The sequence below is a fragment of the Deinococcus sp. Marseille-Q6407 genome (assembly GCF_946848805.1).
Classification (GTDB): domain Bacteria; phylum Deinococcota; class Deinococci; order Deinococcales; family Deinococcaceae; genus Deinococcus.
The window spans coordinates 443,454-468,943 of record NZ_CAMPFU010000003.1 but is presented as its reverse complement, the minus strand read 5'-3'; the positions used below and the strand labels follow the sequence as shown (position 1 = coordinate 468,943).

The 25,490-nt window shown below is 65.8% G+C and carries 27 protein-coding genes and 2 tRNA genes; 7 read left to right on the top strand and 22 right to left on the bottom strand.

Annotation, left to right across the window (positions count from 1 at the left end; translation table 11 throughout):
* Positions 1–113 precede the first annotated feature (113 nt).
* Entirely contained in the window at positions 114–956 is an 843-nt protein-coding gene (locus OCI36_RS09440) for an SDR family oxidoreductase (protein WP_261664825.1), read from the top strand.
* A gap of 65 nt (positions 957–1,021) precedes the next feature.
* On the top strand, positions 1,022–1,909 hold the full coding sequence (locus OCI36_RS09435; RefSeq protein WP_261664824.1) for an endonuclease/exonuclease/phosphatase family protein: 888 nt from the start codon (positions 1,022–1,024) through the stop codon (positions 1,907–1,909).
* Here the strand turns inward: OCI36_RS09435 and OCI36_RS09430 are convergent.
* On the bottom strand, positions 1,883–2,479 hold the full coding sequence (locus OCI36_RS09430) for a hypothetical protein (protein WP_261664823.1): 597 nt from the start codon (positions 2,477–2,479) through the stop codon (positions 1,883–1,885). The two genes, OCI36_RS09435 and OCI36_RS09430, sit on opposite strands and share 27 nt — an antisense overlap.
* A gap of 10 nt (positions 2,480–2,489) precedes the next feature.
* Here OCI36_RS09430 and OCI36_RS09425 point away from each other — a divergent pair, with 10 nt between their 5' ends.
* Positions 2,490–2,933, top strand: a complete 444-nt coding sequence (locus tag OCI36_RS09425; RefSeq protein ID WP_261664821.1) for a hypothetical protein — start codon at positions 2,490–2,492, stop codon at positions 2,931–2,933.
* On the opposite strand, the gene OCI36_RS09420 is transcribed toward OCI36_RS09425, so the two are convergent.
* Together OCI36_RS09420 and OCI36_RS09415 are read right to left on the bottom strand one after the other, a co-directional pair.
* A complete protein-coding gene (locus OCI36_RS09420) occupies positions 2,917–3,834 on the bottom strand; it encodes an RluA family pseudouridine synthase (RefSeq protein ID WP_261664820.1) in 918 nt (305 codons plus the stop codon). The two genes, OCI36_RS09425 and OCI36_RS09420, sit on opposite strands and share 17 nt — an antisense overlap.
* Positions 3,831–5,024 (bottom strand): amidohydrolase, encoded by a 1,194-nt coding sequence (locus tag OCI36_RS09415; RefSeq protein WP_261664819.1) that lies wholly within the window; start codon positions 5,022–5,024, stop codon positions 3,831–3,833. The genes OCI36_RS09420 and OCI36_RS09415 overlap by 4 nt, the downstream gene beginning before the upstream one ends.
* Before the next feature lie 122 nt (positions 5,025–5,146).
* On the opposite strand from OCI36_RS09415, the gene OCI36_RS09410 reads away from it, so the two are divergent.
* Positions 5,147–5,713: a peptidylprolyl isomerase gene (locus OCI36_RS09410; RefSeq protein WP_261664818.1), complete on the top strand. Its 567-nt coding sequence runs from the start codon at positions 5,147–5,149 to the stop codon at positions 5,711–5,713.
* Positions 5,714–5,779: 66 nt separating this feature from the next.
* On the opposite strand, the gene OCI36_RS09405 is transcribed toward OCI36_RS09410, so the two are convergent.
* The 6 genes from OCI36_RS09405 to OCI36_RS09380 all read right to left on the bottom strand — a co-directional run bounded on the left by OCI36_RS09405 (position 5,780) and on the right by OCI36_RS09380 (position 9,076).
* On the bottom strand, positions 5,780–6,499 hold the full coding sequence (locus OCI36_RS09405; RefSeq protein WP_261664817.1) for a PIG-L family deacetylase: 720 nt from the start codon (positions 6,497–6,499) through the stop codon (positions 5,780–5,782).
* 79 nt (positions 6,500–6,578) lie between these two features.
* Positions 6,579–6,896: a hypothetical protein gene (locus OCI36_RS09400; RefSeq protein WP_261664816.1), complete on the bottom strand. Its 318-nt coding sequence runs from the start codon at positions 6,894–6,896 to the stop codon at positions 6,579–6,581.
* A 3-nt stretch (positions 6,897–6,899) separates the two neighbouring features.
* Positions 6,900–7,160 carry a hypothetical protein gene (locus OCI36_RS09395; protein WP_261664814.1) on the bottom strand — a complete coding sequence of 87 codons (261 nt, stop codon included), beginning with the start codon at positions 7,158–7,160 and terminating at the stop codon, positions 6,900–6,902.
* A gap of 115 nt (positions 7,161–7,275) precedes the next feature.
* The gene (locus OCI36_RS09390; protein WP_261664813.1) at positions 7,276–7,989 is read right to left on the bottom strand and encodes a tRNA (adenine(22)-N(1))-methyltransferase TrmK; all 714 of its coding nucleotides are present in this window, start codon (positions 7,987–7,989) and stop codon (positions 7,276–7,278) included.
* Positions 7,986–8,507 (bottom strand): NUDIX domain-containing protein, encoded by a 522-nt coding sequence (locus OCI36_RS09385; RefSeq protein WP_261664811.1) that lies wholly within the window; start codon positions 8,505–8,507, stop codon positions 7,986–7,988. The genes OCI36_RS09390 and OCI36_RS09385 overlap by 4 nt, the downstream gene beginning before the upstream one ends.
* A complete protein-coding gene (locus OCI36_RS09380; protein WP_261664810.1) occupies positions 8,504–9,076 on the bottom strand; it encodes an MOSC domain-containing protein in 573 nt (190 codons plus the stop codon). Before OCI36_RS09380 ends, OCI36_RS09385 begins: the two co-directional genes overlap by 4 nt.
* A 161-nt stretch (positions 9,077–9,237) precedes the next feature.
* On the opposite strand from OCI36_RS09380, the gene tyrS reads away from it, so the two are divergent.
* Positions 9,238–10,494, top strand: a complete 1,257-nt coding sequence (gene tyrS, locus OCI36_RS09375; RefSeq protein ID WP_261664809.1) for a tyrosine--tRNA ligase — start codon at positions 9,238–9,240, stop codon at positions 10,492–10,494.
* A 100-nt stretch (positions 10,495–10,594) separates the two neighbouring features.
* Here the strand turns inward: tyrS and pyk are convergent, their stop codons facing one another.
* From pyk to OCI36_RS09345, 6 genes are all read right to left on the bottom strand, one after another.
* On the bottom strand, positions 10,595–12,031 hold the full coding sequence (pyk, locus tag OCI36_RS09370) for a pyruvate kinase (protein WP_261664808.1): 1,437 nt from the start codon (positions 12,029–12,031) through the stop codon (positions 10,595–10,597).
* 233 nt (positions 12,032–12,264) lie between these two features.
* Positions 12,265–13,542, bottom strand: a complete 1,278-nt coding sequence (gene eno, locus OCI36_RS09365) for a phosphopyruvate hydratase (RefSeq protein WP_261664807.1) — start codon at positions 13,540–13,542, stop codon at positions 12,265–12,267.
* 225 nt (positions 13,543–13,767) lie between these two features.
* Complete coding sequence (gene dnaN / locus OCI36_RS09360; RefSeq protein WP_261664806.1) at positions 13,768–14,850, bottom strand: DNA polymerase III subunit beta; 1,083 nt, start codon at positions 14,848–14,850, stop codon at positions 13,768–13,770.
* A gap of 439 nt (positions 14,851–15,289) precedes the next feature.
* The gene (gene dnaA / locus OCI36_RS09355; RefSeq protein ID WP_409996732.1) at positions 15,290–16,663 is read right to left on the bottom strand and encodes a chromosomal replication initiator protein DnaA; all 1,374 of its coding nucleotides are present in this window, start codon (positions 16,661–16,663) and stop codon (positions 15,290–15,292) included.
* A gap of 168 nt (positions 16,664–16,831) precedes the next feature.
* Positions 16,832–16,906, bottom strand: a tRNA-Val gene (locus OCI36_RS09350).
* A 23-nt stretch (positions 16,907–16,929) separates the two neighbouring features.
* Positions 16,930–17,005, bottom strand: a tRNA-Ile gene (locus OCI36_RS09345).
* A gap of 95 nt (positions 17,006–17,100) precedes the next feature.
* On the opposite strand from OCI36_RS09345, the gene OCI36_RS09340 reads away from it, so the two are divergent.
* Positions 17,101–18,471 carry a glycogen synthase gene (locus OCI36_RS09340; RefSeq protein ID WP_261664805.1) on the top strand — a complete coding sequence of 457 codons (1,371 nt, stop codon included), beginning with the start codon at positions 17,101–17,103 and terminating at the stop codon, positions 18,469–18,471.
* Positions 18,472–18,501: 30 nt separating this feature from the next.
* Here the strand turns inward: OCI36_RS09340 and OCI36_RS09335 are convergent, their stop codons facing one another.
* The gene (locus tag OCI36_RS09335; protein WP_261664804.1) at positions 18,502–19,386 is read right to left on the bottom strand and encodes a metallophosphoesterase; all 885 of its coding nucleotides are present in this window, start codon (positions 19,384–19,386) and stop codon (positions 18,502–18,504) included.
* Between the two features lie 48 nt (positions 19,387–19,434).
* On the opposite strand from OCI36_RS09335, the gene OCI36_RS09330 reads away from it, so the two are divergent.
* Positions 19,435–20,247: a metallophosphoesterase gene (locus OCI36_RS09330; RefSeq protein ID WP_261664803.1), complete on the top strand. Its 813-nt coding sequence runs from the start codon at positions 19,435–19,437 to the stop codon at positions 20,245–20,247.
* A gap of 143 nt (positions 20,248–20,390) precedes the next feature.
* Here OCI36_RS09330 and fba read toward each other — a convergent pair whose 3' ends face one another.
* From fba to rpe, 6 genes are all read right to left on the bottom strand, one after another.
* Positions 20,391–21,326, bottom strand: coding sequence for a class II fructose-1,6-bisphosphate aldolase (gene fba / locus OCI36_RS09325; RefSeq protein WP_261664802.1), 936 nt, complete (start codon positions 21,324–21,326; stop codon positions 20,391–20,393).
* Between the two features lie 159 nt (positions 21,327–21,485).
* Positions 21,486–22,211: a c-type cytochrome gene (locus OCI36_RS09320; protein WP_261664801.1), complete on the bottom strand. Its 726-nt coding sequence runs from the start codon at positions 22,209–22,211 to the stop codon at positions 21,486–21,488.
* A gap of 62 nt (positions 22,212–22,273) precedes the next feature.
* Entirely contained in the window at positions 22,274–22,627 is a 354-nt protein-coding gene (locus tag OCI36_RS09315; protein ID WP_261664800.1) for an MGMT family protein, read from the bottom strand.
* A 37-nt stretch (positions 22,628–22,664) separates the two neighbouring features.
* Positions 22,665–23,900, bottom strand: a complete 1,236-nt coding sequence (gene nspC, locus OCI36_RS09310; protein WP_261664799.1) for a carboxynorspermidine decarboxylase — start codon at positions 23,898–23,900, stop codon at positions 22,665–22,667.
* A 64-nt stretch (positions 23,901–23,964) separates the two neighbouring features.
* Positions 23,965–24,729 carry a 2-phosphosulfolactate phosphatase gene (locus tag OCI36_RS09305; RefSeq protein WP_261664798.1) on the bottom strand — a complete coding sequence of 255 codons (765 nt, stop codon included), beginning with the start codon at positions 24,727–24,729 and terminating at the stop codon, positions 23,965–23,967.
* A complete protein-coding gene (gene rpe, locus OCI36_RS09300; protein ID WP_261664797.1) occupies positions 24,726–25,415 on the bottom strand; it encodes a ribulose-phosphate 3-epimerase in 690 nt (229 codons plus the stop codon). The genes OCI36_RS09305 and rpe overlap by 4 nt, the downstream gene beginning before the upstream one ends.
* Positions 25,416–25,490 lie beyond the last annotated feature (75 nt).

The window sequence follows — 25,490 nt, the reverse complement described above, 5'->3', positions numbered from 1 at the left end:
GTGACTGCTGGACGGCAAAAAGTCCGGCAGCCACGGAGAGTGCGAACGCAGTAGAATACAAAAGAATGATAGAACAGTGAGCCTGTTTCCTGGCATTTGCAAGGAGTCCAAGCATGCAGAACAACATTTCAGAGAGCACCTTCCGCCCCGATCTGCTGTCCGGCAAACATGTCCTGATCACCGGCGGCACCTCCGGCATCTGCCTGGGGATTGCCCAGAGCTTTGCGGCGCACGGCGCACGGGTCACCCTGCTGGGCCGCAACCCGGAAAAAGCCGCTGCCGCTGCCCAGACGGTGCGTGATTCGGCCGGCCCGGACGCGCAGGCCCAAGCCGTAACCGCCGACGTGCGTGACGTGGCGGCGCTGGGCGCGGCCGTGGAGCAGGCGGTAGAAGAGTTTGGCCCGCTGGACGTTCTGCTGTGCGGCGCCGCCGGCAACTTCCCGGCCCCGGTAGACAGCATCAGCGCCAACGGTTTCAAGAGCGTGGTGGATATTGACCTGCTGGGCACTTACAACGCCATTAAGGCGGCCGCGCCGCACCTAAAGGCTCCTGGCGGCAATATCCTCAGCATCAGCGCCTACGGGGTGCCGGTGCCGATGCAGGCGCACGTGGTGGCCGCCAAAGCCGGCGTGGACGCCCTGACCCGGACCCTGGCGGTGGAGTGGGGCATGCGTGGCATTCGCGTGAACGCCATCATCCCCGGCCCGATTGACGGCACCGAGGGCATGGCGCGGCTGGCCCCCGACGAGAAGACCCGCCAGCAGTTCATTCGCACCGTGCCGCTGGGCCGCTTCGGCGTGCCGCAGGACATCGCGGACGCTGCGCTGTGGCTGGTCAGTGACGCCGCCAGCTACGTGACCGGCGTGATTCTGCCGGTGGACGGCGGCCAGAACATGCTGGGCGGTGCGCCGCAGTACCAGATGTACCTGAACATGTCCCAGCAGGCCAAGAGCTGAGCCACGCCCGGCCACCCCACTGGCTGGCGTGGCTGGCCTGGGCTTACCTGGCCGCCCTGCTGCTGGTGTGGGGCCTGGGCGAGTGGCCGGCCGAGCGCACCGTGCCCACCCTGCTGCTGGCCTACCTGCCGCCGGCAGTGCTGCTGGCCTTCTGGCCGTTGCTGGCGCTGGGGGCCGCCGTGCAGCACACGGCGCGGTGGCCGGTGGCACTGGCACTGCTGGCCGGACTGGGCTACGCGGGATTCACCTGGCACCCAGCCCGGCCGGCCCCACCCGGCAGCCTTACCCTACTGACTTATAACATTGCGCGCGGCACCCAGGTCAGCGCCGGAGCCCTGGCCGCCCAGATTCAGGCGCAGGATGCCGACATCGTGACCCTGCAGGAAACCAACGGCTGGGACGCTGGGTTCACGCCCGAGCTGCTGCGCCGGCTGCCCGGCTACCACGCCACGCAGACCGGCGCGGGCGGTGAACTGCTGACCCTCAGCCGTCTGCCGGTGCTGAGCAGCCGCGAGGTGCACTTACCGGAAACCAGCCGCCGCTTTCTGGTCACCACCCTGCAAACATCTCAGGGGCCACTGAACGTGGTGAACGTGCATTTCTCGACCGTGATGGTCAGCGGGGTGTTGAAAGGCCAGGTGGCCCCCACCCGCGACCGCCGCAGCGCTCAGCTGAAGATTCTGCAGCGAGAGACGGCCGAGATGCCACGGGCAGTGGTGGCCGGCGACTTCAACACCCCGGCGCGTGGGCAGGTCTACCGCGCCCTGACCGGCCAGTTCACGGACGCCTGGGAGGCCGCCGGACAGGGCTTCGGCTACAGTTTTCCGGCCCGGACCCCGCTGCTGCGAATTGACCATGTCCTGGCCCGTGGCCTTCAGCCGGTCGCGGCCGAGGTACTGCCCCGGGGCGGCAGCGACCACCGGGGCTTACGAGTGGTGCTGCGGCCCCAGTAGGTCCGGGGCCTCGCGGGGTTCCAGCCAGAACACCCCGCCCAGCCCCAGGCGTGGTTGCAGGTTCAGGGCCGGCCGGCCCACCAGCGGGGCCACCAGCCGGCCCTGCAGGCCCTGGGGTGCCTGAGCATAGGCGCTGAGCAGACCGTAGTGCTGGACCTGCGGGGTAAATTCAAAGCCCACCGTAGGCCAGCCGCGCTCCCAGTTGTGGGCCAGCCGCGCCCCGGTATCGGGCCGGTAACCCCAGTGCCCCCGCGCCCGCAGCGGCAACTCCCCAGCGACCAGCGCCCGGTTCAGGCCCCGTAGCCAGGTCCAGGGCTGCACCGCCCGCTGCCGCCCACTGAACGGCACCAGCCAGGCACCCAGCTCGGGCGCCAGCCGGGCCGCCAGGGCGTCGCGGTCCCGGTCGGGCAGCCGCCGGCCCAGCTGACCGGCCCACCAGCCCAGCAGTATGGCGGCCGTCTGAGGACCGCAGCCCACGAAGCCACCCTGCCACTGGCATTGCCCGGCGTCACTGGGCAGAGGTAGGGGAAATGGATGCCAGTTCAGGTTTTCGTATTCTGTATATGACATAATTCCTCGCATGGAATACGGAGCTATGGACTCCCACTCGGCCGGCGGCGTCATGGAACGTCTCCAGCGTGTGCTGACTGATTCTATCGCTCAGCAGTTGGAAGGCTACGGCCACGAACATGCCGAGGCTCAGCTGCTGGCGGCGGTGGCGCTGGAACGGCTGCACACCGTGCTGCAGGTCCGCGACGAACCCGGCACCGAATTTGCACGCATGGCGCCCGGCGACCTGAGCACCCTCTGGGAGGAGCTGCGGGCTGCCGGCGCCGGCCGGCTGCTGCTGGACATCCGCCCGGCCAGCGACCCGGCCGCTGCTGAGCGCGGTGACGTGGCCGTGAACGTGGTGGAAGTGGAACGCCGCGCGGAGTGGGGCACGGGTGACTTTATCGAAGATTCAGCGTTCGAGCTGCACCTGCGCCGTACAGAGCTACTCGACCGCCTCAGCCGCACGAACTGAAGCCGGCCCGCAGCTCCGGCGGCACCGGCGCCCGCAAGCAGAGCGGCGCACCGCTCACTGGGTGCTGGAATGTCAGCTGCTCGGCGTGCAGCCGGTAACCCAGGTCACCGGGCAGCGCGTCCGGCTGGGCCTGCCCTCCCGGCAGATAGAGCGGGTCGCCCAGCAGCGGCAGGCCCACCGACGCCAGATGAATCCGGATCTGGTGCGGCCGGCCTGTCTCGATGTCCACCTCCAACAGAGTGCTGCTCTCCCGCCGCTCCAGCACCCGCGCCCGGCTGCGTGAGGGCTTGCCGTCCGGCGCCGCCGCGTAGATCTGGCCCAGCCGGGGATGCTCTACCAGCCCGATAGGCGCCGTGATGTCATAGCTGCCCCGCGCGGCCCGCCCCGCCGCCAGGGCCCGGTAACGCTTGTGCACCCGGCCTTCTCGCCAGTCGGCGGTCAGCTTCGCTCCGGCCTCCCGCGTCAGGCTGCACAGCACCAATCCCGAAGTGCCGCGCCCCAGCCGGTGCAGCGGCGTGGCCGCTGGGAAATCGCGGCGCAGGAGGGCCAGCAGGGTGTGGTCCAGAAAGCCCCCCGCCGGCAGGGTGGGCAACCCCGAAGGCTTGCCCACTGCCAGCAGCGCGGCGTCGGCATACAGCAGGTCATAGTGCAGCGGCACGGCTTCTTCCTGCCAGGGCGGGCGGTGCCAGGTGAGCCGGTCGCCCTGGCGCAGACGTTCGTCGCCACCGGCCGGCTGCCCGTTCAGCTCTATCTCACCGGCCGCCAGCCGCGCTGCCCAGGTGGCCCGGTCCGAGTGAGGATAAAAGTGGGCGTAGTAGTCCAGCACGCTGAGACCTGCCGCCTGCGGCCGCACGCGCTCGCGGTAGCTGTAGCCGGAGTTGAGCGCAGGCGCGGCGCTCACCGGGGCCGGGTAAAGTGCTGCGCCGCCGCCACCATCATCTGCACGCCGGTTTCCAGGGCCGACTCGTCCAGCGTGAAGCGGGGGTGGTGATGCGGCCACTCGCTGTCGGCCTCAGCCGAGCCGCTGCCCACCGCGAAAAAGCAGCCCGGTGCCTTTTGCAGGTAAGCGCTGAAGTCCTCGCCGGCCGCCCACATGCCCGCCTCGACCACCCGGCCTTCGCCCACCACCTCACGGGCCAGGTCACGTACTTCTTGCGCCACCCAGTCGGTGTTGACCACCGGGCGGTAGGCGTACAGGTACTCGAACTCGTACTCGGCGCCGTGGGCCGCGCAAATGCCGGCAATCACCCGCTCCAGCAGCTGCGGCGCCCGCTCACGCATTTCGGGGCTGAACACCCGCACGGTGGCCGCCAACTGCGCCGTATCGGGAATTACGTTGTCGGCGGTGCCGGCGTGAAACTGCGTCACCGACACCACCAGCGGCTCAAACGGCGAGACGGCGCGGCTGACCACGTATTGCAGGTTGGTCACCACCTGTGCCCCGATAGCGACCGGGTCCACCGCCTGCTCGGGCATGCCGCCGTGGCCGCCGCGCCCACGAATGGTCAGCTGGAACGAGTCCGGCGAGGCCATAAACATGCCGGGGCGCACCGCCACCACACCGGCCGGATAAAAGCTCAGCAGGTGCAGGCCCAGCACCAGGTCCACCCCGTCCATCAGCGGTGTGCTGAATACTAATTCCTCGGCGCCGCCGGGCGGGGTTTCCTCGGCATGCTGGAAGATGAAGCGCACCTCGCCGCTCAGCTCTGCCCGCGCCTCGCTGAGGATGCGGGCGGCCGTCAGCAGAATCGCCGCGTGGCCGTCGTGCCCGCAGGCGTGCATGGCGCCGGCATTCTGCGAGCGGAACTCGAAAGTGTTCTCCTCGTCTATCGGCAGGGCGTCGATGTCGGCGCGCAGCAGCACGGTGCGGCCCGGCCCGGCCTCCCCTTTCAGCACCGCCAGCACGCTGGTGGGCGTCAGCTGGCTGACCTCCAGGCCCGGCATCTTTTCCAGCTCGGCGCGCAAAAAAGCGGCGGTGGCATGTTCCTGAAAGCTGATTTCGGGGTGCTGATGCAGGTGCCGGCGCCATTCGGTCAGCTGCTGACGCAGGTGCTCGGGCAGGGGCTGGGACGGGGAACCGGGCGCAGTCATGCTGCCAGGGTAGCGCTCCGGCGGCCGGAAAAGAGCGTGTGCCGTGCCCCGCCCAGATCCCTCAAGCTGCCCTGAGCTTCTCCCCACTTACCGCCGGGCAGGTTTGCGCCACAATACGGGGTATGGACAACTACATTCCCGACGGCTACCAGATGTCGCCCGAACTGAGCAGCGAGCGCAAAACCCAGTTCAGCCAGGCCCCCGAGCTAGGCGAAGGCACCGAACCCGGCAAGGACTACCGGGCGGTGTTCGAAACCTCGCAGGGCCGCATCGTGCTGGACCTGTTTCAGGACGACGCCCCGATGACCGTGAACTCGTTTGCGTACCTGCTGCGCCACCACTACTACGACGGCATCAAGTTCCACCGCGTGATTGACGGCTTTATGGCCCAGACTGGCGACCCCACCGGCACCGGCATGGGCGGCCCCGGCTACCGCTTCGAGGACGAATTCGGCTCCGACAAGCGCCACAGCGGCAAGGGCATCCTCAGCATGGCGAACGCCGGCCCTGGCACCAACGGTAGCCAGTTCTTCATCACTTTTACCGCCACCCCTCACCTCGACGGCCGCCACACCGTGTTCGGTCAGGTCGTGGAAGGCCTGGACGTGCTGGACAAGCTCAAGCGCATCCAGCCCGGTATGCCCGGCGACGCCGATGTGATTGAAAAGGCTTACCTCGTAGAGAAGTAAGCAGAGAAGGAAGTGTCCCAGGCGCAGCCGGCCTTCACCCGCCGGCCGCGCCTGACTTTTGACTTTTTACAGGGCCGCCGGGTCCAGCAGCAGTTCGCCTTCTATCCCAAAAGCCTCGGCGTAGCGCACGCGGGCCAGGGTGCCCCAGTAGCCCAGCCGGGCCAAGCGGCGGTCCACCACCTCGGGCGTAACCGTTTCGCTGACCGCCTCGCCGCTGAACTGTGATTCATGGGCACGGATGGCCGCTTCCCAGCGTGGCAGGCTGGCTTCCACGTCCACCAGCAGGCCGGGGCGGATGTCGGCGTTGCCCTGAAACAGCAGCACCCGGCCGGGGCGGTGCGGCTCGCCGGGCACGTCCGCGCGGCGCAGCCCGGCCAGATGCACCGCCCGCTTGCCCAGGGCGTAGGCGCCGTAGTGGTCAGGATGGCGGTCGGAGGGATGCGGCACCACCAGCACGCGCGGGCGCAGAAGCCGCAGCGCCGCTGCCAGGGCTGCCGCCTGGACTGGGTCGTCGTGCAGGCCACCGTCGGGCAGGCCCAGGGTGCCGCGCCAGCCAAGGCCCAGATGAGCAGCGGCAGCGGCGCACTCGGCCATCCGCACCTCCGGCGTACCGAGGGTGCCCATCTCGCCGCGGGTCAGTTCCAGAATCCCAGTGTGCCCTCCGGCGTCCGCCACCCGGATCAGGGTGCCACCCGCGCCGATTTCGGCGTCGTCGGGGTGGGGGGCCAGAACCAGCCAGTCCAGCGGCTGCACTTTGCCGTACACAGTTTGCAGAGAAAACGTCATAAGCCGAGTGTATAGGCTTGACGAATACCGCATACCACGCTAGAGTAACGAACATAACCGCTCCGAGTGAGCGGGTTTTTTATTGCCTGATGCCGCTGGATGAGGGCAGCGGCGCCTGCTGATCCTCCAGCCACCAGGGGCGCGGGGCCGTGAGATAAACGAAGGCTGCTAGATACACGCTGGCACATAGGCAAAAGACTCCGGTCATGACGGTGCTTTCCGCCATATCCGGCTGAAAGTCGCTCAGCCGAATCCCATTTCTGAGTGGCAGCGCCAGCCACAGTAGCCCTGCCATGACCAGTGGCCCCAGCGGAGCCAGCCAGCGCCAGAGCCAGTGGCCGCGCCCCAACAAAAGCGCCGCTGTGAGGCCCACGCTGGTCAGGACAGCCAGCCGCACCGCCTAGGCAAACTGCCCCGCCACGGCCCGGGCTGCAGCGACGGCAGAGTCAGAATTGTTGGGCGCGTCCAGAGCAATGGCGCTCTCCACCTGCGCCGACCAGTCCCAGGCCACCCAGGCCGGCAGAGCCAGGGCCAGCAGCAGTGCCACCCCCACCGGCCAGCGGGCCTGTGGCCAGAAACGCTGTGTCAGCGCTCCCCAGACCAAGCCCAGCAACGCAGCTGCCAGCAGCAGAGGTGAGGCGAGAAGCAGCAGCAAGAGCATAGGCACAGGTTAAGCCAGGCTGCCGCTGCGAAACTGACCGCCGGCCGACTCACCTTGACGCATACTGCAGACCAGGCCAGGGTAGAGAAAGAACCGCTCCTCGTGAGCGGGTTTTTTATTGCTGGATCTCGTCTACCGTCCAGCCCAGATATTCCAGCGCCGCCAGCACCGCCACCAGTTCCCGCTCGGCCGGGCGGCCCGGAGCGGCGGCCGGGGCATAACGGCCGTAAGCGTCGGCCAGCACGCGGCGTAGCAGTGGGCAGCGCTCATGCAGCAGCCGGGGGCCAAAGCGCAGCGCGGCCTCCAGCGGCAGGTCGGCGTAGGCGGGGTCGTTGCCCTCAGCCTGGGTGAAGGCCAGCACCGGATAGGGCCAGTAGCCGTCCACCAGCGTCTCGGCCTCCAGCCAGTAGCCGGCGTCCTGGGCCCAGCGGCGCAGGCTCAGTGGCGAGTCGTTGCACTGCACCACGGCGCGGCCTGGTAACTTGCCCGCCGCTCGCCCGCGCTCCAGCACCCCAGCAATGGTCCCGGCCCCCAGCCCGGTCATGCTGACACTCTGCACCTCGCCCGGTTCCAGCGGGCTGAGGCCATCACCCTGGCGTAGCTCGATCCGCTCGCTGAGGCCCGCCCGCGCCACCTGCCGCCGCGCCAGTTCCAGCGGCGCTGCGTTCAGCTCTACTCCAATACAGCGCCTGACCCGGCCCGTCTGCACCAGCCGGATGGGCAGCCCAGCGTGGTCGGTGCCGATATCGGCGTGGGTGTCCGCATGGATGAGAGAGAGCACCGTTTCCAGGCGGGGGCCCAGCCGGGGCTGAAAAGCCGGGGCGGTCAAAGCTGGCCTGCCAGTGCCCGTAGCACTTTCAGCTCACGCCTTAGCCAGCGGGGCGCACCGGGCCGCGCCAGAGCCAGCGCGTTCGCTTGAGCGGCTGTCCCTGGCGTCACCCAGACCGGCACGAGGCCCAACGCCTGCTCATAGGCTTCTGGCTGGGGCGCGCGCCAATTCGTGCCGAGTTCGCAGGCGTAGTAGTGGGAAGTCATTCGGAACACGTCCGCCTCTTTCTCCTGCGCCGCCGATAACTCGGTCACGGTCAGCAACTGTGGTCCCACCCCACGTAACTCGGCCCCCGCTTCCTCGCGCAGCTCGCGGGCCAAGGTATCGGCGTAGCTTTCACTGCCCTCTACACCACCACCCGGGAATTTGTAGCAGTCCCACACCAGCGAATGCAGCAACCACAGCTGCCCTCCACGCTGCACCACCGCCTTGACAGTCACCCGCTCGGCGCACACTACGTCTGCTGCTAATCGCTCTGCCAAGCCAGGAACATGCTCAATGGTAGGCAGCCGAATCACGGGCCCACCTCGCCTTCCCAGGGCCGCACCATGTCGCCCACCCGAACCAGGCCGCCCACAATCACCCGCGCCGTGATGCCGCCGTGCCCGCGCACCGCGTTGTAGCCGCCCGGACCCAGCGTCTCCTCCATCCGCGAGCAGGGGTGGCACTCGCCGGTGCCTTCCAGCAGCACGCCGCCCACCCAGAACCGCCGGTCCTTGAGGGCCAGCAGCGGCAGCCCGCTCACCAGCAGGTTGCGGCGCAGCTGCTCGGGCGTGGCAGTGTCCAGGCCGGCCAGCGCCGCGATCACCGGCAGGTGTTCGGCCTGAAGCAGCGTCACCTGCCGCTTGCCGCGCTCCACCCGCACTGGCGAGGAAACGTGCTCGGGAGCAGGTGCAGACATCTCCCCCACCAGCGCCCGCAGCCGGGATGGCGCCAGCTTGCCGTGATCGCCCACCAGGCCCACCAGCGGGTGAATCTCGGCTTCCGGGACGGCCTGCACCGGCTCGCGGCGGCCGGGACGCAGGCCAATCCAGTCCAGGTGGCCGGGGCGCGGCAAAAAGGCGCGGAGCTGTGACATGGTGAGCATCCCGCCCATCTTAGCGGGCGTGCTAGATTGTCAGGCATGACCCCGCCGAGACGCAGCTATTTCACCTGCCGCTAAGGTGGGGCGTTGTCGGTTCAGCTTTCACCAAGCGGCGTAACTTCGGTTGCGCCGCCGCTTTTTATCTGGAAAGGACCTTCCCTGTCATGACTGAAACTGAGACTGAGATTCGCAGAAATCTGCCGGTAGACGAACAGCTCGATATTCTCAAACGCGGTGTGGTGGACCTGGTGTCCGAAGACGACCTGCGCGCCAAGCTCCAGCGCAGCCTCGAAACCGGCCAGCCGCTGCGCGTCAAGCTGGGCGCTGACCCCACCCGCCCCGACCTGCACCTCGGGCACGCGGTGATTCTGCGCAAGATGCGGCAGTTTCAGGACCTCGGCCACAAGGTCATCATGGTGATCGGGGACTTTACCGCCACCATCGGCGACCCCAGCGGCAAATCCAAAACTCGCCCGCCGCTGACCATTGAAGAAGCCCGTGCCAACGCCGAGAGCTACCTTGAACAGTGCCGGCTGATCCTGCGGTCCGAGCCGGAAGTGCTGGAAATCCGCTCCAACGGCGAATGGCTGGAGCAGATGGGCTACCGCGACATCATTCAGCTGGCCGCCAAATACACCGTGGCCCGCATTCTGGAGCGCGACGACTTTAGCAAGCGCCTGGCCGCCGGCACGCCTATCTCCATGCACGAGCTGCTCTACCCGCTCACCCAGGGCTACGACTCGGTGGCGCTGCACTCGGACGTGGAACTGGGCGGCACCGACCAGCTGTTCAACAACCTGGTGGGCCGCGCCCTGCAGCGCGACTATGGCCAGGAGCCGCAGGTGGTGATGACCTTGCCGCTGCTGGTGGGCCTGGACGGCACCGAGAAGATGTCCAAGAGCCTGGACAACTACATCGGCATCAGCGAAGAGCCGCACGCCATCTTCGCCGGTCTGATGAAAGTGCCCGATCCCTTGCTGGACGGCTACTTCACCCTGCTGACCGATCTGCCGCGTGAGCGCATCGACGAGGTGCTGGCCGGGCACCCGGTCGAAGCCCACCGCACGCTGGCCCGCGAGGTCTTGGGCTGGCTGGCCCCCGGCGCCGACGTGGACGCCGCCGAAGAGCGTTTCCGCAGCGTGGCGAAAGGCGGCGTCCCCGACGACCTGCCGGAAGTGAGCGTGCCCGCCGAGGAACTGAACGCCGAAGGCCGGATCAGCATGGCCCGCCTGGTGGTGCTGGCCGGACTGGAACCCAGCAACGGCGCCGCCCGCAAGCTGATCGGCAACCACGGCCTGAAGCTGGCCGGCGAGGCCTACAGCGACCCCCAGGGCTGGGTGGACCGCGCCGAGCTAATGGCCCCGGAAGGCCTGATTCTGCAAAAAGGCAAAGACAAGTTTGCCCGCCTGCGCCTGAGCTGAGCTCCCCTCCTGCTACCCCCAGTGGCCGGCGCCAGCCAAGAAAAAGTTATCCACACGCAGAATGTGGATAACTTTTTTGCTGTGGATAAGCTGATTTGGCTCAGGAAAGCGGGCGCAGTTTTTCTACCCGCAGCATGTTGGTGGTGCCGCGCACTCCGAACGGCACCCCGGCCGTAATCACGAAGCGGTCGCCCTGCTCGGCCAAGCCGGAGCGGGCCAGCATGTCGGCGGCGATCCGCACCATGTCGTCGGAATCCTTGGGAACGTCGCTCAGCACCGGCACCACGCCCCACAGCAGGGTCTGCTGGTTACGTACATGCTCGTAGGGGGTCAGCGACAGAATCGACAGCGTCGGGCGGTACTTGGCGATCCGGCTGGACGAACCGCCGGACGACGTGAAGGCGACAATGGCCGCCGCTTCCAGCCGCGACCCGATCGAGCAGGCCGACATGGCAATCGCGTCCTGCGACTCGTCAATCGGCGCCGAGAGCTGCTGCAGGGCCTGATAGCGGTCACTCTGCTCCACCTCGCGGGCGATGCGGTCCATCATCGCCACCGCTTCCACCGGGTACTGCCCCACTGCCGACTCGGCACTCAGCATCACGGCGTCGGTGCCGTCGTAGATGGCGTTGGCTACGTCGCTGGCTTCAGCGCGGGTGGGGCGGGGCGCATTGATCATGCTTTCCAGCATCTGGGTGGCCGTGATCACCGGCTTGCCGGCCTCGCGGCATTGCCGGATCAGGTCTTTCTGGATGGGCGGCACCTGTTCAGGGCGCATTTCTACGCCCAGATCGCCGCGGGCCACCATGATGCCGTCCGCCTCCTGCAGGATGTCAGCAAAGCGGGCCACCGCCTGCGGCTTTTCGATCTTGGCCATCAGCTTGGCGCGCGAGCCGGCGCGGTTCAGGTAATGCCGCGCCAGCAGCAGGTCATCGCGCGACCGCACGAAGCTCAGGGCCACCCAGTCCACGCCCAGCTCGGCGCCAAATTCCAGGTCCTGTACGTCCTTTTCACTCAGCGCCGGCACCGACAGGTCAGCTTCAGGCACGTTGATGCCTTTGTTGTTCTTCAGCGGGCCGCCCACCAGCACCCGGGTACGCACTTCGGTACTGGAAGTTTCCAGCACCTGCAGGGCCAGGTTGCCGTCGTCCAGCAACAGGGTCATGCCCGGCTGCACGTCGTGCGCCAGCTGCTTGTAGGTGGTGCCGACCCGCTCGCGGGTGCCGGGCACGTCGTCCATGGTGATGCTGAACAGGTCACCGGGTTCCAGCAGAATGCCGCCCTCGTCCTCGAAGCGGGCCACTCGGATCTTGGGACCCTGCAGGTCCTGCAGGATGCCTATGGCGCGGCCTTTTTCAGCGGCAATTTCACGAATCAGTTCCACAGTGGCGCGGTGGTCCTCGCGGTCACCATGGCTGAAGTTGATGCGGGCCACGTTCATGCCGGCATCGATCATGCGCCGCAGGGTGTCCGGGTTGCGGCTGGCCGGGCCCATCGTGGCCACAATTTTGGTGGCTCTTCCAAAAGCGTGTTTCATTGTTGGCTCCTTCAAAAAGTTTCTCGGTTTGGGGGAACGCCGCTCGGGGCGTCTCTCCTCAGGTTAACAGGCTCATTTCAGCGCAGTGTAAGCCAGAACCGGAGGCGTCCCAGGCAGGGAAAAAGACGCCTTTCAGAAGCAGGCCATGCGCTTCTGAAAAGACATCCTGAGTGGTCGATGACGAAAGGGGGAAAAGACTCTCGCAGCAGGCCGGAAAGCCGGGGAAAGTGGCTTTACTGCTTCTGGTTAAAAGCGCGCTGGCCCAGGTACACCGCGCGGTCGCCCAGCTCGCTTTCGATGCGCAGCAGCTGGTTGTACTTGGCGATCCGGTCCGAGCGGCTGGCCGAGCCGGTCTTGATCTGGCCGGCGTTGGTCGCCACGGCCAGGTCGGCGATAAAGGCGTCTTCCGACTCGCCCGAGCGGTGGCTGATGATGGTGGCGTAGCGGTTGCGCTTGGCCAGCTCAATGGCGTCCATGCTCTCGGTCAGGGAACCGATCTGGTTCACCTTGACCAAGATGGCGTTGCCCACGTTGCGGTCAATACCTTGCTGCAGGCGCTCGGGGTTGGTTACGAACAGGTCGTCGCCCACCAGCTGCACCCGGCTGCCGATGCGGGCGGTCAGCTGTTCCCAGCCTTCCCAGTCGTCTTCTGCCAGCGCGTCCTCAATGCTGATGATGGGGTAGCGGCCGATCCAGTCTTCCCAGAAGTCGATCATGTCGGCGGTGCCGAGGGTCTTGTTCTCGCTGGCCAGGTGGTACTGACCGTCCTTGAAAATCTCGGTAACGGCCGGGTCCAGCGCAATCTTGATGTCCTTGCCGGGTTCGTAGCCAGCCTTTTCGATGGCTTCCAGCAGCACGCCCAGGGCTTCCTCGTTGGACTTCAGGTCGGGCGCAAAGCCGCCTTCATCGCCCACGTTGGTGTTGTAACCACGGGCCTGCAGAACTTTTTTCAGCGAGTGGAACGTTTCGGCGCCGTAGCGCAGCGCTTCACGGAAGCTGGGCGCGCCCACCGGCATCACCATGAATTCCTGAAAGTCCACGTTGTTGTCAGCGTGGGCACCACCGTTGATGACGTTCATCATCGGAACCGGCAGGGTCTTGGCATTGCTGCCGCCCAGGTAGCGGTAAAGCGGCACGTCCAGCGCGTCGGCAGCGGCGCGGGCGGTGGCCAGGCTCACGGCCAGAATGGCATTACCGCCCAGTTTACTCTTGTTGGGGGTGCCGTCCAGCGCCAGCAGGGCCGCGTCGACCTCGCCCTGCTGGTCGGCGTCCAGACCGACCACAGCCGGCCCCAGCGCCTCATTTACGTTCTTGACGGCGTTCTGCACGCCTTTGCCCTGGTAGCGGTCACCACCATCACGCAGCTCCAGCGCTTCGTGCGAACCGGTGCTGGCGCCGCTGGGCACGATGGCCCGGCCCTTGGCGCCACAGCTCAGGCGCACCTCGGCTTCCACCGTGGGATTACCGCGCGAGTCCAGTACTTCACGTCCGATCACTTTTTCAATTTTCATGCTTGAACTCCTTTGAGACAGAGAAAAAAGGCGGGAGGCCGGTAGAACGCGGTCCCTCACACTATAGAGGTCTTCCTGTTTGCTGGCGCAGAGTGCCCTTTCTGGCCGATATGGGCAGGTCTAATAAGCCGGCAGCTGTCAGAGCCAGGAAACCAAGCGATGAAAGATGGTCCACACCGGCTCTAGAAAGCCCCTAGAAGGGCCAAGCTGACCTTAAAGCGACCTTCAGACCCGTAAAGCAACCAGCACGGCCATATAGCCGCCTCCAGAAGCCGGGCGGAAAATGGCCGGTTTGGTGGACTCTGCAAAAAGCATCTCGGCTTCTCCGTCAATAGGGCCGAGGGCATCCTGCACATACTTGGCATTAAAAGCCAAGCTGATAGCCGGCTCAGTGCCGCTTTGCTCCACGGTGAGGGTGTCGTGTGCTCGGCCGTAATCGCCCTCGGCGTTCAGCTGCAGTTGGCCTTCAGACACCAGAAATTCCACCCGGTTATTGGCATTCTTATCGGCCAGCACGGCCACGCGCCCCACCGATTCTTTTAAGGTAGCCGACGCCAACTTGACCTGCAGCTTGGTCTCGGCAGGAATTACCCGCTCATAGTCGGGGAACTCGCCGTCTAGCAGTTTCAAGTTCATCCGGACTCGGTCGGTGGTTACACTCAGCTGGCCTTCGCCGTAGCTGAGTGTTGCTTCACCGCCGCGGAGCATGCGGACCAACTCGTCCACGCTGCGGGCTGGCATGATCAATTCACGGACTTCGCCTTCAAGAGCAAAGTCATGCAGGGCCACCCGGTAACCATCAGACGCCACTACGCGAGCTCCGTCGCCACGTTTTTCCAGCTTGATACCCCGGAACACGGCCTGAAAAGCCTCATTGCTGGCAGCATACCGCACACTGTTCAGGGCCCGGGCCAGGTCTGCTGCCTGTACGGTGGCGTCCACCCGGTCAGGAAAATTCAATTCAGGAAAAGCGGTCACGTCGCCGGTCTGAATTTTGAAATCGGAACCGCCCGAACGTACCGAGAGTTCTTCACCGTTCAGTTCCAATTCGACCAGTTCGCCGCCCAGTGTCCGGACGATTTGCGACAGCAAGTGCGCCGGCACCACAAAAGCCTGCGGATCCTGTACCTCTGCCGGCGCAAAACTGGCCAGATCTACTTCCAGATTGGTGCCGCTCAAGCTCAGGCCCTGTTCAGAAGCGTCAATCTTGAGCGAGGTCAGCAGCGGATTGGAGTTCCGGCTAGGCACCACCCTTTCGAGGAGACCCAGGCCTTCACTCAGGACTTTCTTGGTTACGGTGGCTTTCATTGCCCTCAGTTTACCCAAGTCTCCGGGGAAGAGCCCAGCTTCTGTCTCCTTTCTGGCATTTCATCTCCCAGGCAAAACCCACCCGAAAACCTCAGTTACTATTTTCTGTTGTTTAAATTTAAAAGAACTAGTAGTAGTAATAGTAGGTCCTGTGGATAGTGTGGAAAAACGGTTCCGAAGCCGTCCACAGCGAGATTTGCCTTGTGGACAAATTTGTGGATAAGTCGCCCTACCCTGTGGATAACCTGTGGATAACTTCCTGGGTTATCCACAGGTTAAAGCTCCTCCTAGTTATCCACAAAGTTATCCACAGAAAAAATAGAGTTATCCACAGGGTTATCCACAGGGTTATCCACAGTAAAAGAAACTTTTCACATCCTTTTGGAACAGACTTTGGAACGTTTTCAGCTGTTCCGACTGTCTTTTATCCTGACTAGATTCAGAAATCTCCCGGGGTTTCTGTGCCTTCCAGGTCGGGGAGGCCCTCAAGCTGCCGGCGCAAGCGGCTGACCTGGAGAGCCATTTCCTCGTCTTTCTTGATGTTCTCGCTGACCTTATTTACTGCGTGCATCACGGTAGAATGGTCACGGCCAAAATACTGTCCGATCTCCGGCAATGAATGGGCGGTCATTTCCCGGATCAGATACATGGAAATCTGGCGCGGCACCACAATGTCGCGGGCCCGGCCACTGCCCCGGATCTGTTCGGTGCTGACGTCAAACAGCTGCGCAGCTGCCCGGACCACTTCCGGCATTTCCACCTGGAGTTCCTGCGGTGCAAAGACATTGGAAAGGGCTTTTGCTGCTACGGCGCGGCTGAAAGGTACGTTGTTGAGGCTGGAAAACGCCACCACCCGCATCAAGGCACCCTCCAGCTCACGGATGTTGGTGGTCACCTGCCGCGCAATCAGTTCCAGCACGTCCTGCGGGATATTGATCTGGGCCTGTTCCGCATTCATTTTCAAGATGGCCACCCGAGTTTCGAATTCCGGCGACTGGATATCAGTGATCAGGCCCCATTCGAAGCGGCTGCGTAGGCGCCCTTCCAAGGTTTGGATGTCCTTGGGCGGCCGGTCGGAACTGAGAATGATCTGCTTGTGGCTCTCGTAGAGGGCATTGAAGGTGTGGAAGAACTCTTCCTGGGTCCGTTCCTTACGGGCCAGAAACTGAATATCGTCCACCAGCAACAGGTCCACCGAACGGTAGCGGTCGCGAAATTGGGTGGTCTTGTCGTCGCGGATGGAATTGATCAGCTCGTTGGTAAAGGACTCGGTCGAGACATAGGCGATCCGTTTTTCGGGGTGCCGCTCCATCAGGTAGTGCCCCACCGCGTGCATCAGGTGGGTCTTGCCCAGGCCCACGTCGCCGTAAATGAACAGGGGGTTGTAGGCTTTGCCGGGCGACTCGGCCACCGCCAGTGCGGCGGCGTGAGCTAGGTTGTTGTTGGGCCCCACCACGAAGTTCTCGAAGGTGTACTTGGGATTCAGCAGCTTGCTCAGCTCGGGGTCTGGGGCTTGGCGCGCCGGCCTCAGTGTTCCCCCTGAAGGCTTGGGTGCTGGAGCTGGTGCATCCGGCAGAATCATGGCTTCCTGCACGGCTGGCAGCACCTCGAAACTGACCTGCGGATTCTCGGCGCCCAGGCTCCGCAGCGCGTCTTCAATCAGGCCCAGGTAGTGCTTGCGGAACCACTCCTGCGCAAAGGAATTGCGGACGCCCAGCACCAGCGCGCCCTCGCGCACACCCAGCGTTTTGACCGGAGCAAACCAGGTGTGGTACTCCACTTCCGAAATGTTATTGCGGACATAAGCCAGCACGTCCGACCAGATTTCCTGAGAAATAGCCGCACACCTCCTGTCGTTTGGCCGGGTGTGACCCCTTGGGCTGCCCCCGGCAAAGTGCGGCCAGCATAGCACCGGGATTGCGAGCTGCCGGGCCTCCAGATATAAAAAAACCTCCGCCGAAGCGAAGGTCATTGTCATTTATGGTGGGCGATACGTGATTTGAACACGTGACCCCTCGCGTGTGAAGCGAGTGCTCTACCGCTGAGCTAACCGCCCTGAAGACTCCTCGCAGAGCCATCTGGTGGGCCCTGCCGGACTTGAACCGGCAACCAATCGGTTATGAGCCGACTGCTCTAACCATTGAGCTAAAGGCCCGTATCAAGCTTCAGAAGTTTAGCAGCGCCCCGCCGAAAAAGTCAACGCTGGCTTCCCCGCCTCTACACAGGGACCGATCACAGTAAGATTGCCGCATGACCTTTTCTGCGCCGGCTGCTCCCACCGTCCACGTGGCTTCCGAGGTCTTTCCTTTCTCGCGCACTGGCGGCTTGGCCGATGTGCTGGGGGCCCTCCCGGCGGCGCAGGCTGCGGCCGGTACGGCGGTGATGGTGGTCTCGCCCTGGTACCGCGACCTGGCCGACGCCGCCGCTGTGGAGAGCGTAGGAACACTGAACATTGACGGCATAGGCGAGGTGCGGCTGGGCCACGAGCGGCGGGCCGGCGTGGAGTATCTGTTTCTGGGCCTGGAAGCTTTTGACCGCGAAGGGCTTTATCACTCCGACGATGTGCAGCGCTTCAGCGCATTTGGATGCGCCGTCCTGCCGGCTCTGCAAGCGCTGAATGTCCAGCCGCAGTTGCTGCACGGCCACGACTGGCAGGCCGCGCTGGCGGTGGCGCACGCGCATCTGAGCGGCTGGCCTACCGTCTTTACCATACATAACCTGCAGTATCAAGGGCGCTGGTCGCTGCACGAGGCGGCCGGCTGGACCGCTCTGCCGGCCTGGACCTTTCAGCCGGATTTCGTGGAATTTTTCGGCGACCTGAACCTGCTCAAGGCCGGTCTGGTCTTTGCCGACCGGGTGACCACTGTCAGCCCGACCTATGCGCAGGAAATCACCACGCCCGAATACGGTGAGGGGCTGGAAGGTGTGTTGCAGCGGCTGGACAGCGAGGGCCGGCTGTGCGGCATTCTGAACGGGCTGGACCTGGACCGCTGGAACCCCCGGCGTGACGCCGCAATCATGAATTATTCCGGCCCGCGCAGCAAGGCGAGCAACCGCCGCCGCCTGCGCGCGGAGTTCGGCTTCGACCGGGCGCCAGTGCTGGGCACCGTGAGCCGGCTGGCCGACCAGAAAGGCATGGACCTGCTGCTGCTGGCCCTGCCGGAACTGGTAAAAAGCTGGAACGTGGTGATTCTGGGCGGCGGCGACCCCCTGCTGGAAGCGGCTTTTCAGGGCTGGCACTTTCACCCACGGGTGGCCTTCGTGAGCGGGTTGAACGAGCCACTGGCCCACCGCATCTACGCTGGGGCGGATGTGTTTGCTATGCCCAGTCGCTTCGAGCCGTGTGGCCTGTCGCAGATGATTGCGCTGCGCTACGGCACACTGCCGGTGGTGCGGGCAACCGGTGGCCTAAAAGACACGGTGCCGCCCAGCATCGGTTTTCCCTTCGTCCCGGCCACCTCACAGGCACTGCTGGACGCCTGCAGCGAGGCGCTCGCCACCCGCCGCGACCGGGCGGAATGGGAGCGCCGGGTCAAGGCCGGCATGGCGCTGGATTTCAGCTGGAACGCTTCGGCACAGGCTTACCGCGATCTCTACAGCGAGATTCTGGCAGAAGGCTGAGGAAGGGGTCCGGCCGCGCAGCCGTGCGGCTCAGGCCGGGAACAGCTCCAGTACAGTGATTTCCGGCGGGCAGAGCATCCGCACCGGCAACCCTGACACCCCCAGCCCCCGGCTCACGTAGGCTGGGCTGCCGTGGGCACCCTGGTGCCAGCCCATCGCGTAGCGGGTGCCGTAAGCGCTGGGCACCTTGACAGCGCCGATGCCCGGCAGCCGCACCTGCCCGCCGTGGGTGTGCCCGATCAGCGTCAGCCCGATGTGCTGCGGAAAGGTGGGCAGGATGTCCGGGTTGTGGGTGAGCAGCAGCGTGGCCCGCTTCCCCGCGCCGGCCAGCAGGCGGCTCAGGTCCGGCCGGTCCCCCCACTGCCAGTCGTCGGTGCCGGCCAGATAGAGGTCCGGCCGGGGCTGGGCGGAGGCGTTGCGCAGAATCTGCACGCCGGCTTCTGCCAGCTGCCCGGTCAACTCACGGCGGAATTCCGGCCAGCCGGGGCGCCCTTCACCGCGCCAGCGCGAGTCGTAGCGGCCGAAACTGCCGTAGTCGTGGTTGCCCCACACGCCATAGACGCCCAGTGGAGCCTGCAAGCGGGCCAGCTGCTCCAGCAGCGCGGTGGGCCGCTCGCCGGGGCGGACATCCACAAAATCGCCGCCCAACAGAATCAGGTCCGGCCGCTCGGCCAGGGTCACGTCGGCCCAGCGTTGCACACTGCGTGCTTCGATAAATAGCCCGTAGTGCAGATCGGTCAGAAAGGCCACCTTCAGCGGGGCTTGCAGCCCGCTCAGGGGCCGGCGGTGCCGGGTGATGCTCAGGCCGTAGCCCTGGGCCACAGCGCTGCCACCCAACAGGCCACCCAGGCCCAACAGGCCCAGGCCCGTGCGCTGCAACCATTCCCGGCGGGTCAGCTGGCGGTCGTCGTTCATGCGTTTAGAGTAAGCCGCTCAGGTTAAACGAAGTAGACTGCGGCGGTGATGTCCGAGCCCCGCACCGTCTTTGTGGTTCCTGACCTGCATGGCCGCGCCGACCTGCTGGAAGCGGCTGTTCGCTACGCCGAAGCCCACTGGCCCAACTGGCATTTGCTGTGCTTGGGTGACGCCATTGACCGTGGCCCGGACTCGCTGCGCTGCGTGGTGCGGCTGCTGGAACTGCGCGCCGAGGGCCGCGCCACTCTGCTGATGGGCAACCACGAGCGCATGGCCCTGGACGGCCCGCAGCATTTTCAGCAGTTTGTAGACAGCGGCAATCCTGAGGAGTTCCGTCTGGCCATGCAGGGTCTGCAGTGGTGGATGCGGGCCGGCGGCGAGTCGGTGCGCCGCGAGCTGGGCGGCCTGACGCTGGAAGACTTTCCCGAGGTGCTGCGCGAGTACCTGTCGGAGCTGCCACGGATGGTGTTCGTGGACGCGCAGGGCGGTATTCACCAGCAGCCCCCGGCCGGCGGCCCCAGCGTGCTGGTGGCCCATGCCAGCCCGCCCAAAGCGCACCGCGACTATCCCAACCCCATGTCGGCGGTGCTGTGGTTGCGCCCGCAGGACGGCCCCTTCCGGCTGCCGCCCGGCGTGACCTACTCGGTGCATGGGCATACTCCGGTGCGGGTGGTGGTGCAGCAGGCGGAGCAGGTCTACCTGGACCTGGGCGCCTACCAGACCGGCCGGCTGGCGCTGCTGCCGCTGCATGTGGAGCGGCCCCGGGGCCTGGTGGTGCTGGAAGGGGCCGGCCAGCCGGAAGCTGCCGAGCGGTTCCCCGCTTTCGGGCAGATGCTGCCGGCCGAGCTGGTGCGGGTGTAATTCCGGGCGCCGGCGCCCAGAAAGCCACAGCTCAGGAAGGCAGGGCAAGAGCAAAGCAGGTAGGTGGCCAAAATCTGGCCTGCCTGGCCTGCTTCCGCGTATCTCTCAGGCCGCCCAGGGCGAGTCCTGAGAGCGGCCGGGTCTTACTTCAGCGCCTGCATGCTGGCCTTGCCGGCGGCGCCCAGCACCTGCAGCTTGTGGGCCACGATTTCGCTCATCACGTCACGGGCCGGGCCCATCCACTTGCGGGGGTCGAATTCCTTGGGGTTGGCCTGGAAGGCTTCGCGCACGCCCACGCTGGCGGCCAGCCGCAGGTCGGTGTCCACGTTCACCTTGGCAATGCCGTGCTGCACGGCGCGGGTCAGGTCCTCGTCGGCGATGCCGGCCGCGTCGCCGATTTCGCCGCCGGCGGCGCGGAAGCGGTCGGTGATTTCCTTGGGCACGCCGCTGGAACCGTGGGCCACCAGCGGAATGGTGGTCATGCCGGCGATCTTCTCGATGCGGTCGTGGTCGATAAAGGGCCGGCCCTTGCCCTTGTAGGCGCCGTGCGAGGTGCCGATGGCAATGGCGAGGTAATCCACGCCGGTGTCTTCAATGAACTTGACGGCTTCGTCAGGGTTGGTCAGGAAGGCGTCCTTCTCGTCCACCACCACGTGTTCCTCGATACCGCCCAGGCGGCCCAGCTCGGCTTCCACACTGATGCCCATGGCGTGGGCGGCTTCCACCACACGCTTAGTTTCGCGCACGTTGTCGGCAAATTCGTGGTGCGAAGCGTCGATCATCACCGAGGTAAAGCCCATGCTGATGGCCTTGAGGGCCGACTCGTAGCTGGAGCCGTGGTCCAGGTGCAGCGCGACGGGAATGGTGGCGCGGCGGGCCATATCAATCACGATGTTGGCGAGGTCCTGGCCGCCGTACTTGATGGCGCCTTCGGACATCTGCACCATCACGGGCGCTTCGAGCTTCTCGGCGGTGTGGATGATCGCCTGAGTACTCTCCATGTTGTTGGTGTTGAAGGCGGGAACGCCGTACTTGCCCTCGCGGGCGGGAACCAGAATTTCTTTGCCGGTAACGAGCATAAGTCTCCTCCTGTCGCAGCTGGTGTGCGCTGAATTGGGTGTGCGGTCCTACTCTACACTAAGGCGCGGCGCAGCGTGCAGAAGAAAAGCGGGCAGCGGTTTTTCCTCCGCTGTCCGCCCTGCCTGCTGATGGCCCTCTGCCCAAGGGGCCAGGAAGGCTCAGAGGCTCTGCACCCAGGCGTGGATGTTGGCGATGTCCTGGTCGCTGACCTGACTGTCGCTGAAGCGCGGCATGGTGGGCGACAGCTCGCGGCCGTCGGGGGTCTTGCCCTCGCGCAGGGTCTGGGTAAAGCCGGCCAGGTCCCAGCCGCTGGCGTGCGCGTTCATGGCCGGGCCAATGGCGCCCTGGCCTTCGGGGCCGTGGCAGCCGCCACAGGTGCTGCTGAAGAACTGCTTGCCGGCTGCCGCGTCACCGGCGGCGTTGCCGGCGTCAGCCGTCGCGCCGGCCGCTGCGGCGTCACCGCTCTGGCCTTCGCTGCTGGCCGCCGCGCCCGAAGCGTCGGTGGCTGCGCCGGAATCGCCGGCCGCAGCGGTCGTGTCCCCGGAAGCGGTGGTATCGCCAGCGTCGCCGCCGGCAGTGGTGGCCGGATCACCGACGGTGGGGGCCGATTCCTGGTTGGCGTTGGTGGCGCTGTCGGTCTGGCCTCCCTGGCTGCCCTGGCTCACGCCCGCCGTTTCGGGGGTGTTGCCTTTCTGGGCGGCCTCGTTCACACTGGCGTCCGCCGTGACCGCCGCGCCGTCGCTGCCCGAGGTCGGAACCTTGGCAGAGGGTGCGCCCGCGTTGGCCACGATCAGCAGGGCAATTCCCAGAACCAGGCCGAGAAGGATACCGGCGAGCCAGGACATCACATTGCCCTGAGTCATGCGTGCTTTGAGACTCGTCATACTGCCTAGAATAGCGCGCCTACCGAGCGGTTGGGAGGGTTAAATCACCCCTGAAGATGCCTTTATCCGCCGCCTGTGGCTGGGGCACCCTCCGCGTCTTCCGGCCACCACTGGTACTGCACCAGATCAAGCCGCCCGGAGCTGTCGAAAGTCACGCCGTCGTTGATCAAGAGGGCCAGCTGAAGGTCGCCCAGCCCGATCCGGCCGGTGCTGATGCGGCCCTGCGAATTCACCACCCGTTGCCAGGGCAGCTGATGGTCGCTGCTTTGCAGGCCGTTCATGATATAGCCCACCTGCCGCGCCGCGCCCGGCTGCCCGGCCAGCAGCGCCAGCTGGCCGTAGGTCATTACCCGGCCCCTGGGAATGCGGGCCACCAGGGCCAGGACACGCTCGCGGAACTGCGGACTTTGAGCCATACCCCGACTGTAGCGCGGCCAGGGCTGCTCCCCCGCCTCAGCTCAGTTTGGCTTTGAATTCCTGATAGCCGAAGGCCTTGACCCGCTCGTAGCGCCCATCCGCATGCAGAATGCCGATATCGGGGTGTTTGACGCCGTTGAAGAAGGTCGTCTTGACCATGGTGTAGTGAATCATGTCGTCGAACACGACCCGGTCACCCACCTTCAGCCGCTGCGGGAAGACATACTCACCTACCACGTCGCCGGCCAGACAGGTGGTGCCGCCGATGATATAGCGGTGCCCCACCGTTTCAGTCTCGGCCTCGCGGTGTTCGTCGTCGGGCGGGTCGCCGGCCCCCAGAATGCGGGGGCGGTAAGGCATTTCCAGCACGTCGGGCATGTGCGCCGAGACGGAAACGTCCAGCAGCGCGGCGTCCTTGACGTTATGCACCACGTCCAGCACGCTTGAGACCAGCCAGCCGGTCTGCCAGCCGAAGGCGCTGCCGGGTTCCAGAATCACGTGAACATTCCACTTTTCGCGGAAGGCGCGCACCACCCGGATCAGGCGCTCGATGTCGTATCCCTCACGGGTCATCAGGTGCCCGCCGCCGAAATTGACCCAGGTCAGCTGCTCCGAGGCCAGGATGTCGCCGAACTTTTCTTCCAGCACTTCCAGGGTGCGCTCCAGGGTGTCGGAATCCTTCTCGCAGAGGGTATGAAAGTGCAGGCCGTTGATGCCTTCCGGGAGAGTGTCCGGGAACTCACGGCGGGTGATGCCCAGGCGCGAGAACGGCCCGGCGGGGTTGTAGAGGTCGGTTTCCACCTCGGCGTATTCGGGGTTGACCCGTAGGCCGGCGTGAATGGTGCGGCCCCCTCCCCCGCGGGCAGCTTCCACCTGCGGCCGGAAGCGCTCCCACTGCGACAACGAGTTGAACACGATGTGGTCCGAGCGGCGCAGGATTTCCGGGAAGTCCTCGTCCGAGTAGGCCGGCGCGTAAGTGTGGACTTCGCCCTGCATCTCCTCGTCGGCCAGAATCACCTCGTTCAGGCTGCTGGCGGTGGCTCCGGTGATGCCGTACTCGCGCAGGACGGGAAACGTGGACCACATCGAAAAGCCCTTGAAGGCCACGATAATCTGCGCGCCGCTTTGCTGCTGCACATATGAAATCAGGGCCAGATTGCGCCGCAGCCGGGTTTCATCCAGCACGAAGGCGGGGCTGGGAATCTCCTGCCAGTTCACCCTCTGCGGGTCGGTCACTTCGGGCAGCTGGAGGCCTGCGGGCAGCTCGGTCATGCGCCCAGAGTACCGTGCAGGGAGTTTTTGCGCTGTGACCCAGGCAAGCCCCCCACCCGCCCGTCTACCGGAAGACCAGTCCGCCGGCTTCGCTGCCGCGCAGTTCCGGCACGCAGCTGCTGACGCCCAACTCGGCGCAGAAAGCCACGTCCAGCGCCAGGTCGGCAAAAGCCAGATCGGTGTCGCCCATGCCCAGCAGGCGCTGGCCGTGTGCGCTGGCCTGCAGCGCGGCAGCCGGGTCCGGCCAGCGGTCCAGCAGCGCCAGCGCCATCTGCGCCGAGTCGTTGGGCAGAAAAGTGCCTGCCGGCGCAGCCGCCAGCAGCCCGCGCACCAGCACGCCGGCGGTGTAGCAGTCGTCCAGGCTGACCTGGGCATCGGTGCCGGAACAGACGATGGTGATGTCGCCCTCCCGTGCCAGCGCCCGGGCCGCGGCTGCCGGCGCGTTGCGCAGGCAGGCCAGCAGGATGTGGTCGGCGGCCTGCGCGGCGGTGTGGGCGGCGGCGGTGCCGTTGGTGGTGTTCATGACCAGGGTGTGCCCGGCCCAGCTGCCGGCCTGCGCGTCCAGTGGGCTGTTGCCCAGGTCGAAGCCCTCCAGCCGGATGCCGCCCCGCTCACCGGCCAGCAGCGTCCGGGTGCCGGAAGCGGGGTGCTGCCGGCGGGCAAAGGCCAGCTCGGGGCTGGGCGCAAAGACCACCGCGTCGGCACCGTGTTCCAGAAAAGTGGTGGCGGTGGTGGTGGCCCGTAGCACGTCGATCACCAGCGCGGTGCCGCCTGCGGCCCCGGCCGGGTGCAGCCCCGGCAGCAGGTCCACGCTGAGGCGGCGGCTCATGCCTGCTCGGCCAGTGCCGCCTGGAAAGCCTGCACGCCGGCGGCGGCGCCCCCGGCGGCCCCGAAAATGGCACTGCCGGCCACCAGATTGGTCGCGCCGGCCTCGACCAGCTCGCGGGCGTTGGCGGCCGTCACGCCGCCGTCCACCTGCAACTCCGCCGCCGAGCCGATCTCGTCCAGCCAGCGGCGCACCGTGCGTACCCGTTCCACGCTGGAGCCGATGAATTTCTGCCCGCCGAAGCCGGGATTCACGCTCATCACCAGCACCAGGTCCACGTCGGCCAGCACCGGCCGGATCATCTCCAGCGGGGTGCCGGGATTCAGGGTGACGCCTGCCCGCTTGCCCAGCTCGCGAATCTGGCCCACTGCCCGGTGAATGTGCCGGGTGCTTTCCACCTGCACCGTCATGCCGTCGGCGCCGGCCTCGGCAAAGTCGTGCAGGAAGCGTTCCGGCTGCTCGATCATCAGGTGAACGTCCATATACAGGTCCGAAGCCCGGCGGGCCGCCGCCAGAATTGGCAGGCCGAAGGAAATGTTGGGCACGAACTGCCCGTCCATCACGTCCACGTGCGCCCAGGGCACACCGGCATTTTTCAGGGTGGCGAGTTCCTCGCCCAGCCGCGTGAAGTCGCAGGCCAGCAGGCTGGGCGAGAGGATGACAGGGGGGCGGGCAGCAGCGTCGGTCACGTTTCCGATGTTAGCGCGGGCGCTTCCTTTCTGGTCTGAAGGCCGGGCAAAGGCTAGGCCAGGAAAAGAGGCGCC

Excerpts from the sequence above, each read along its gene's own strand:
- OCI36_RS09440 (WP_261664825.1), top strand. The coding sequence starts at position 114 with ATGCAGAACAACATTTCAGAGAGCACCTTCCGCCCCGATCTGCTGTCC.
- OCI36_RS09430 (WP_261664823.1), bottom strand. The coding sequence starts at position 2,479 with ATGTCATATACAGAATACGAAAACCTGAACTGGCATCCATTTCCCCTA.
- OCI36_RS09425 (WP_261664821.1), top strand. The coding sequence starts at position 2,490 with ATGGAATACGGAGCTATGGACTCCCACTCGGCCGGCGGCGTCATGGAA.
- OCI36_RS09415 (WP_261664819.1), bottom strand. The coding sequence starts at position 5,024 with ATGACTGCGCCCGGTTCCCCGTCCCAGCCCCTGCCCGAGCACCTGCGT.
- OCI36_RS09410 (WP_261664818.1), top strand. The coding sequence starts at position 5,147 with ATGGACAACTACATTCCCGACGGCTACCAGATGTCGCCCGAACTGAGC.
- OCI36_RS09405 (WP_261664817.1), bottom strand. The coding sequence starts at position 6,499 with ATGACGTTTTCTCTGCAAACTGTGTACGGCAAAGTGCAGCCGCTGGAC.
- OCI36_RS09395 (WP_261664814.1), bottom strand. The coding sequence starts at position 7,160 with ATGCTCTTGCTGCTGCTTCTCGCCTCACCTCTGCTGCTGGCAGCTGCG.
- OCI36_RS09380 (WP_261664810.1), bottom strand. The coding sequence starts at position 9,076 with ATGCTCACCATGTCACAGCTCCGCGCCTTTTTGCCGCGCCCCGGCCAC.
- tyrS (WP_261664809.1), top strand. The coding sequence starts at position 9,238 with ATGACTGAAACTGAGACTGAGATTCGCAGAAATCTGCCGGTAGACGAA.
- pyk (WP_261664808.1), bottom strand. The coding sequence starts at position 12,031 with ATGAAACACGCTTTTGGAAGAGCCACCAAAATTGTGGCCACGATGGGC.
- eno (WP_261664807.1), bottom strand. The coding sequence starts at position 13,542 with ATGAAAATTGAAAAAGTGATCGGACGTGAAGTACTGGACTCGCGCGGT.
- dnaN (WP_261664806.1), bottom strand. The coding sequence starts at position 14,850 with ATGAAAGCCACCGTAACCAAGAAAGTCCTGAGTGAAGGCCTGGGTCTC.
- OCI36_RS09340 (WP_261664805.1), top strand. The coding sequence starts at position 17,101 with ATGACCTTTTCTGCGCCGGCTGCTCCCACCGTCCACGTGGCTTCCGAG.
- OCI36_RS09335 (WP_261664804.1), bottom strand. The coding sequence starts at position 19,386 with ATGAACGACGACCGCCAGCTGACCCGCCGGGAATGGTTGCAGCGCACG.
- OCI36_RS09330 (WP_261664803.1), top strand. The coding sequence starts at position 19,435 with ATGTCCGAGCCCCGCACCGTCTTTGTGGTTCCTGACCTGCATGGCCGC.
- fba (WP_261664802.1), bottom strand. The coding sequence starts at position 21,326 with ATGCTCGTTACCGGCAAAGAAATTCTGGTTCCCGCCCGCGAGGGCAAG.
- OCI36_RS09320 (WP_261664801.1), bottom strand. The coding sequence starts at position 22,211 with ATGACGAGTCTCAAAGCACGCATGACTCAGGGCAATGTGATGTCCTGG.
- OCI36_RS09315 (WP_261664800.1), bottom strand. The coding sequence starts at position 22,627 with ATGGCTCAAAGTCCGCAGTTCCGCGAGCGTGTCCTGGCCCTGGTGGCC.
- nspC (WP_261664799.1), bottom strand. The coding sequence starts at position 23,900 with ATGACCGAGCTGCCCGCAGGCCTCCAGCTGCCCGAAGTGACCGACCCG.
- OCI36_RS09305 (WP_261664798.1), bottom strand. The coding sequence starts at position 24,729 with ATGAGCCGCCGCCTCAGCGTGGACCTGCTGCCGGGGCTGCACCCGGCC.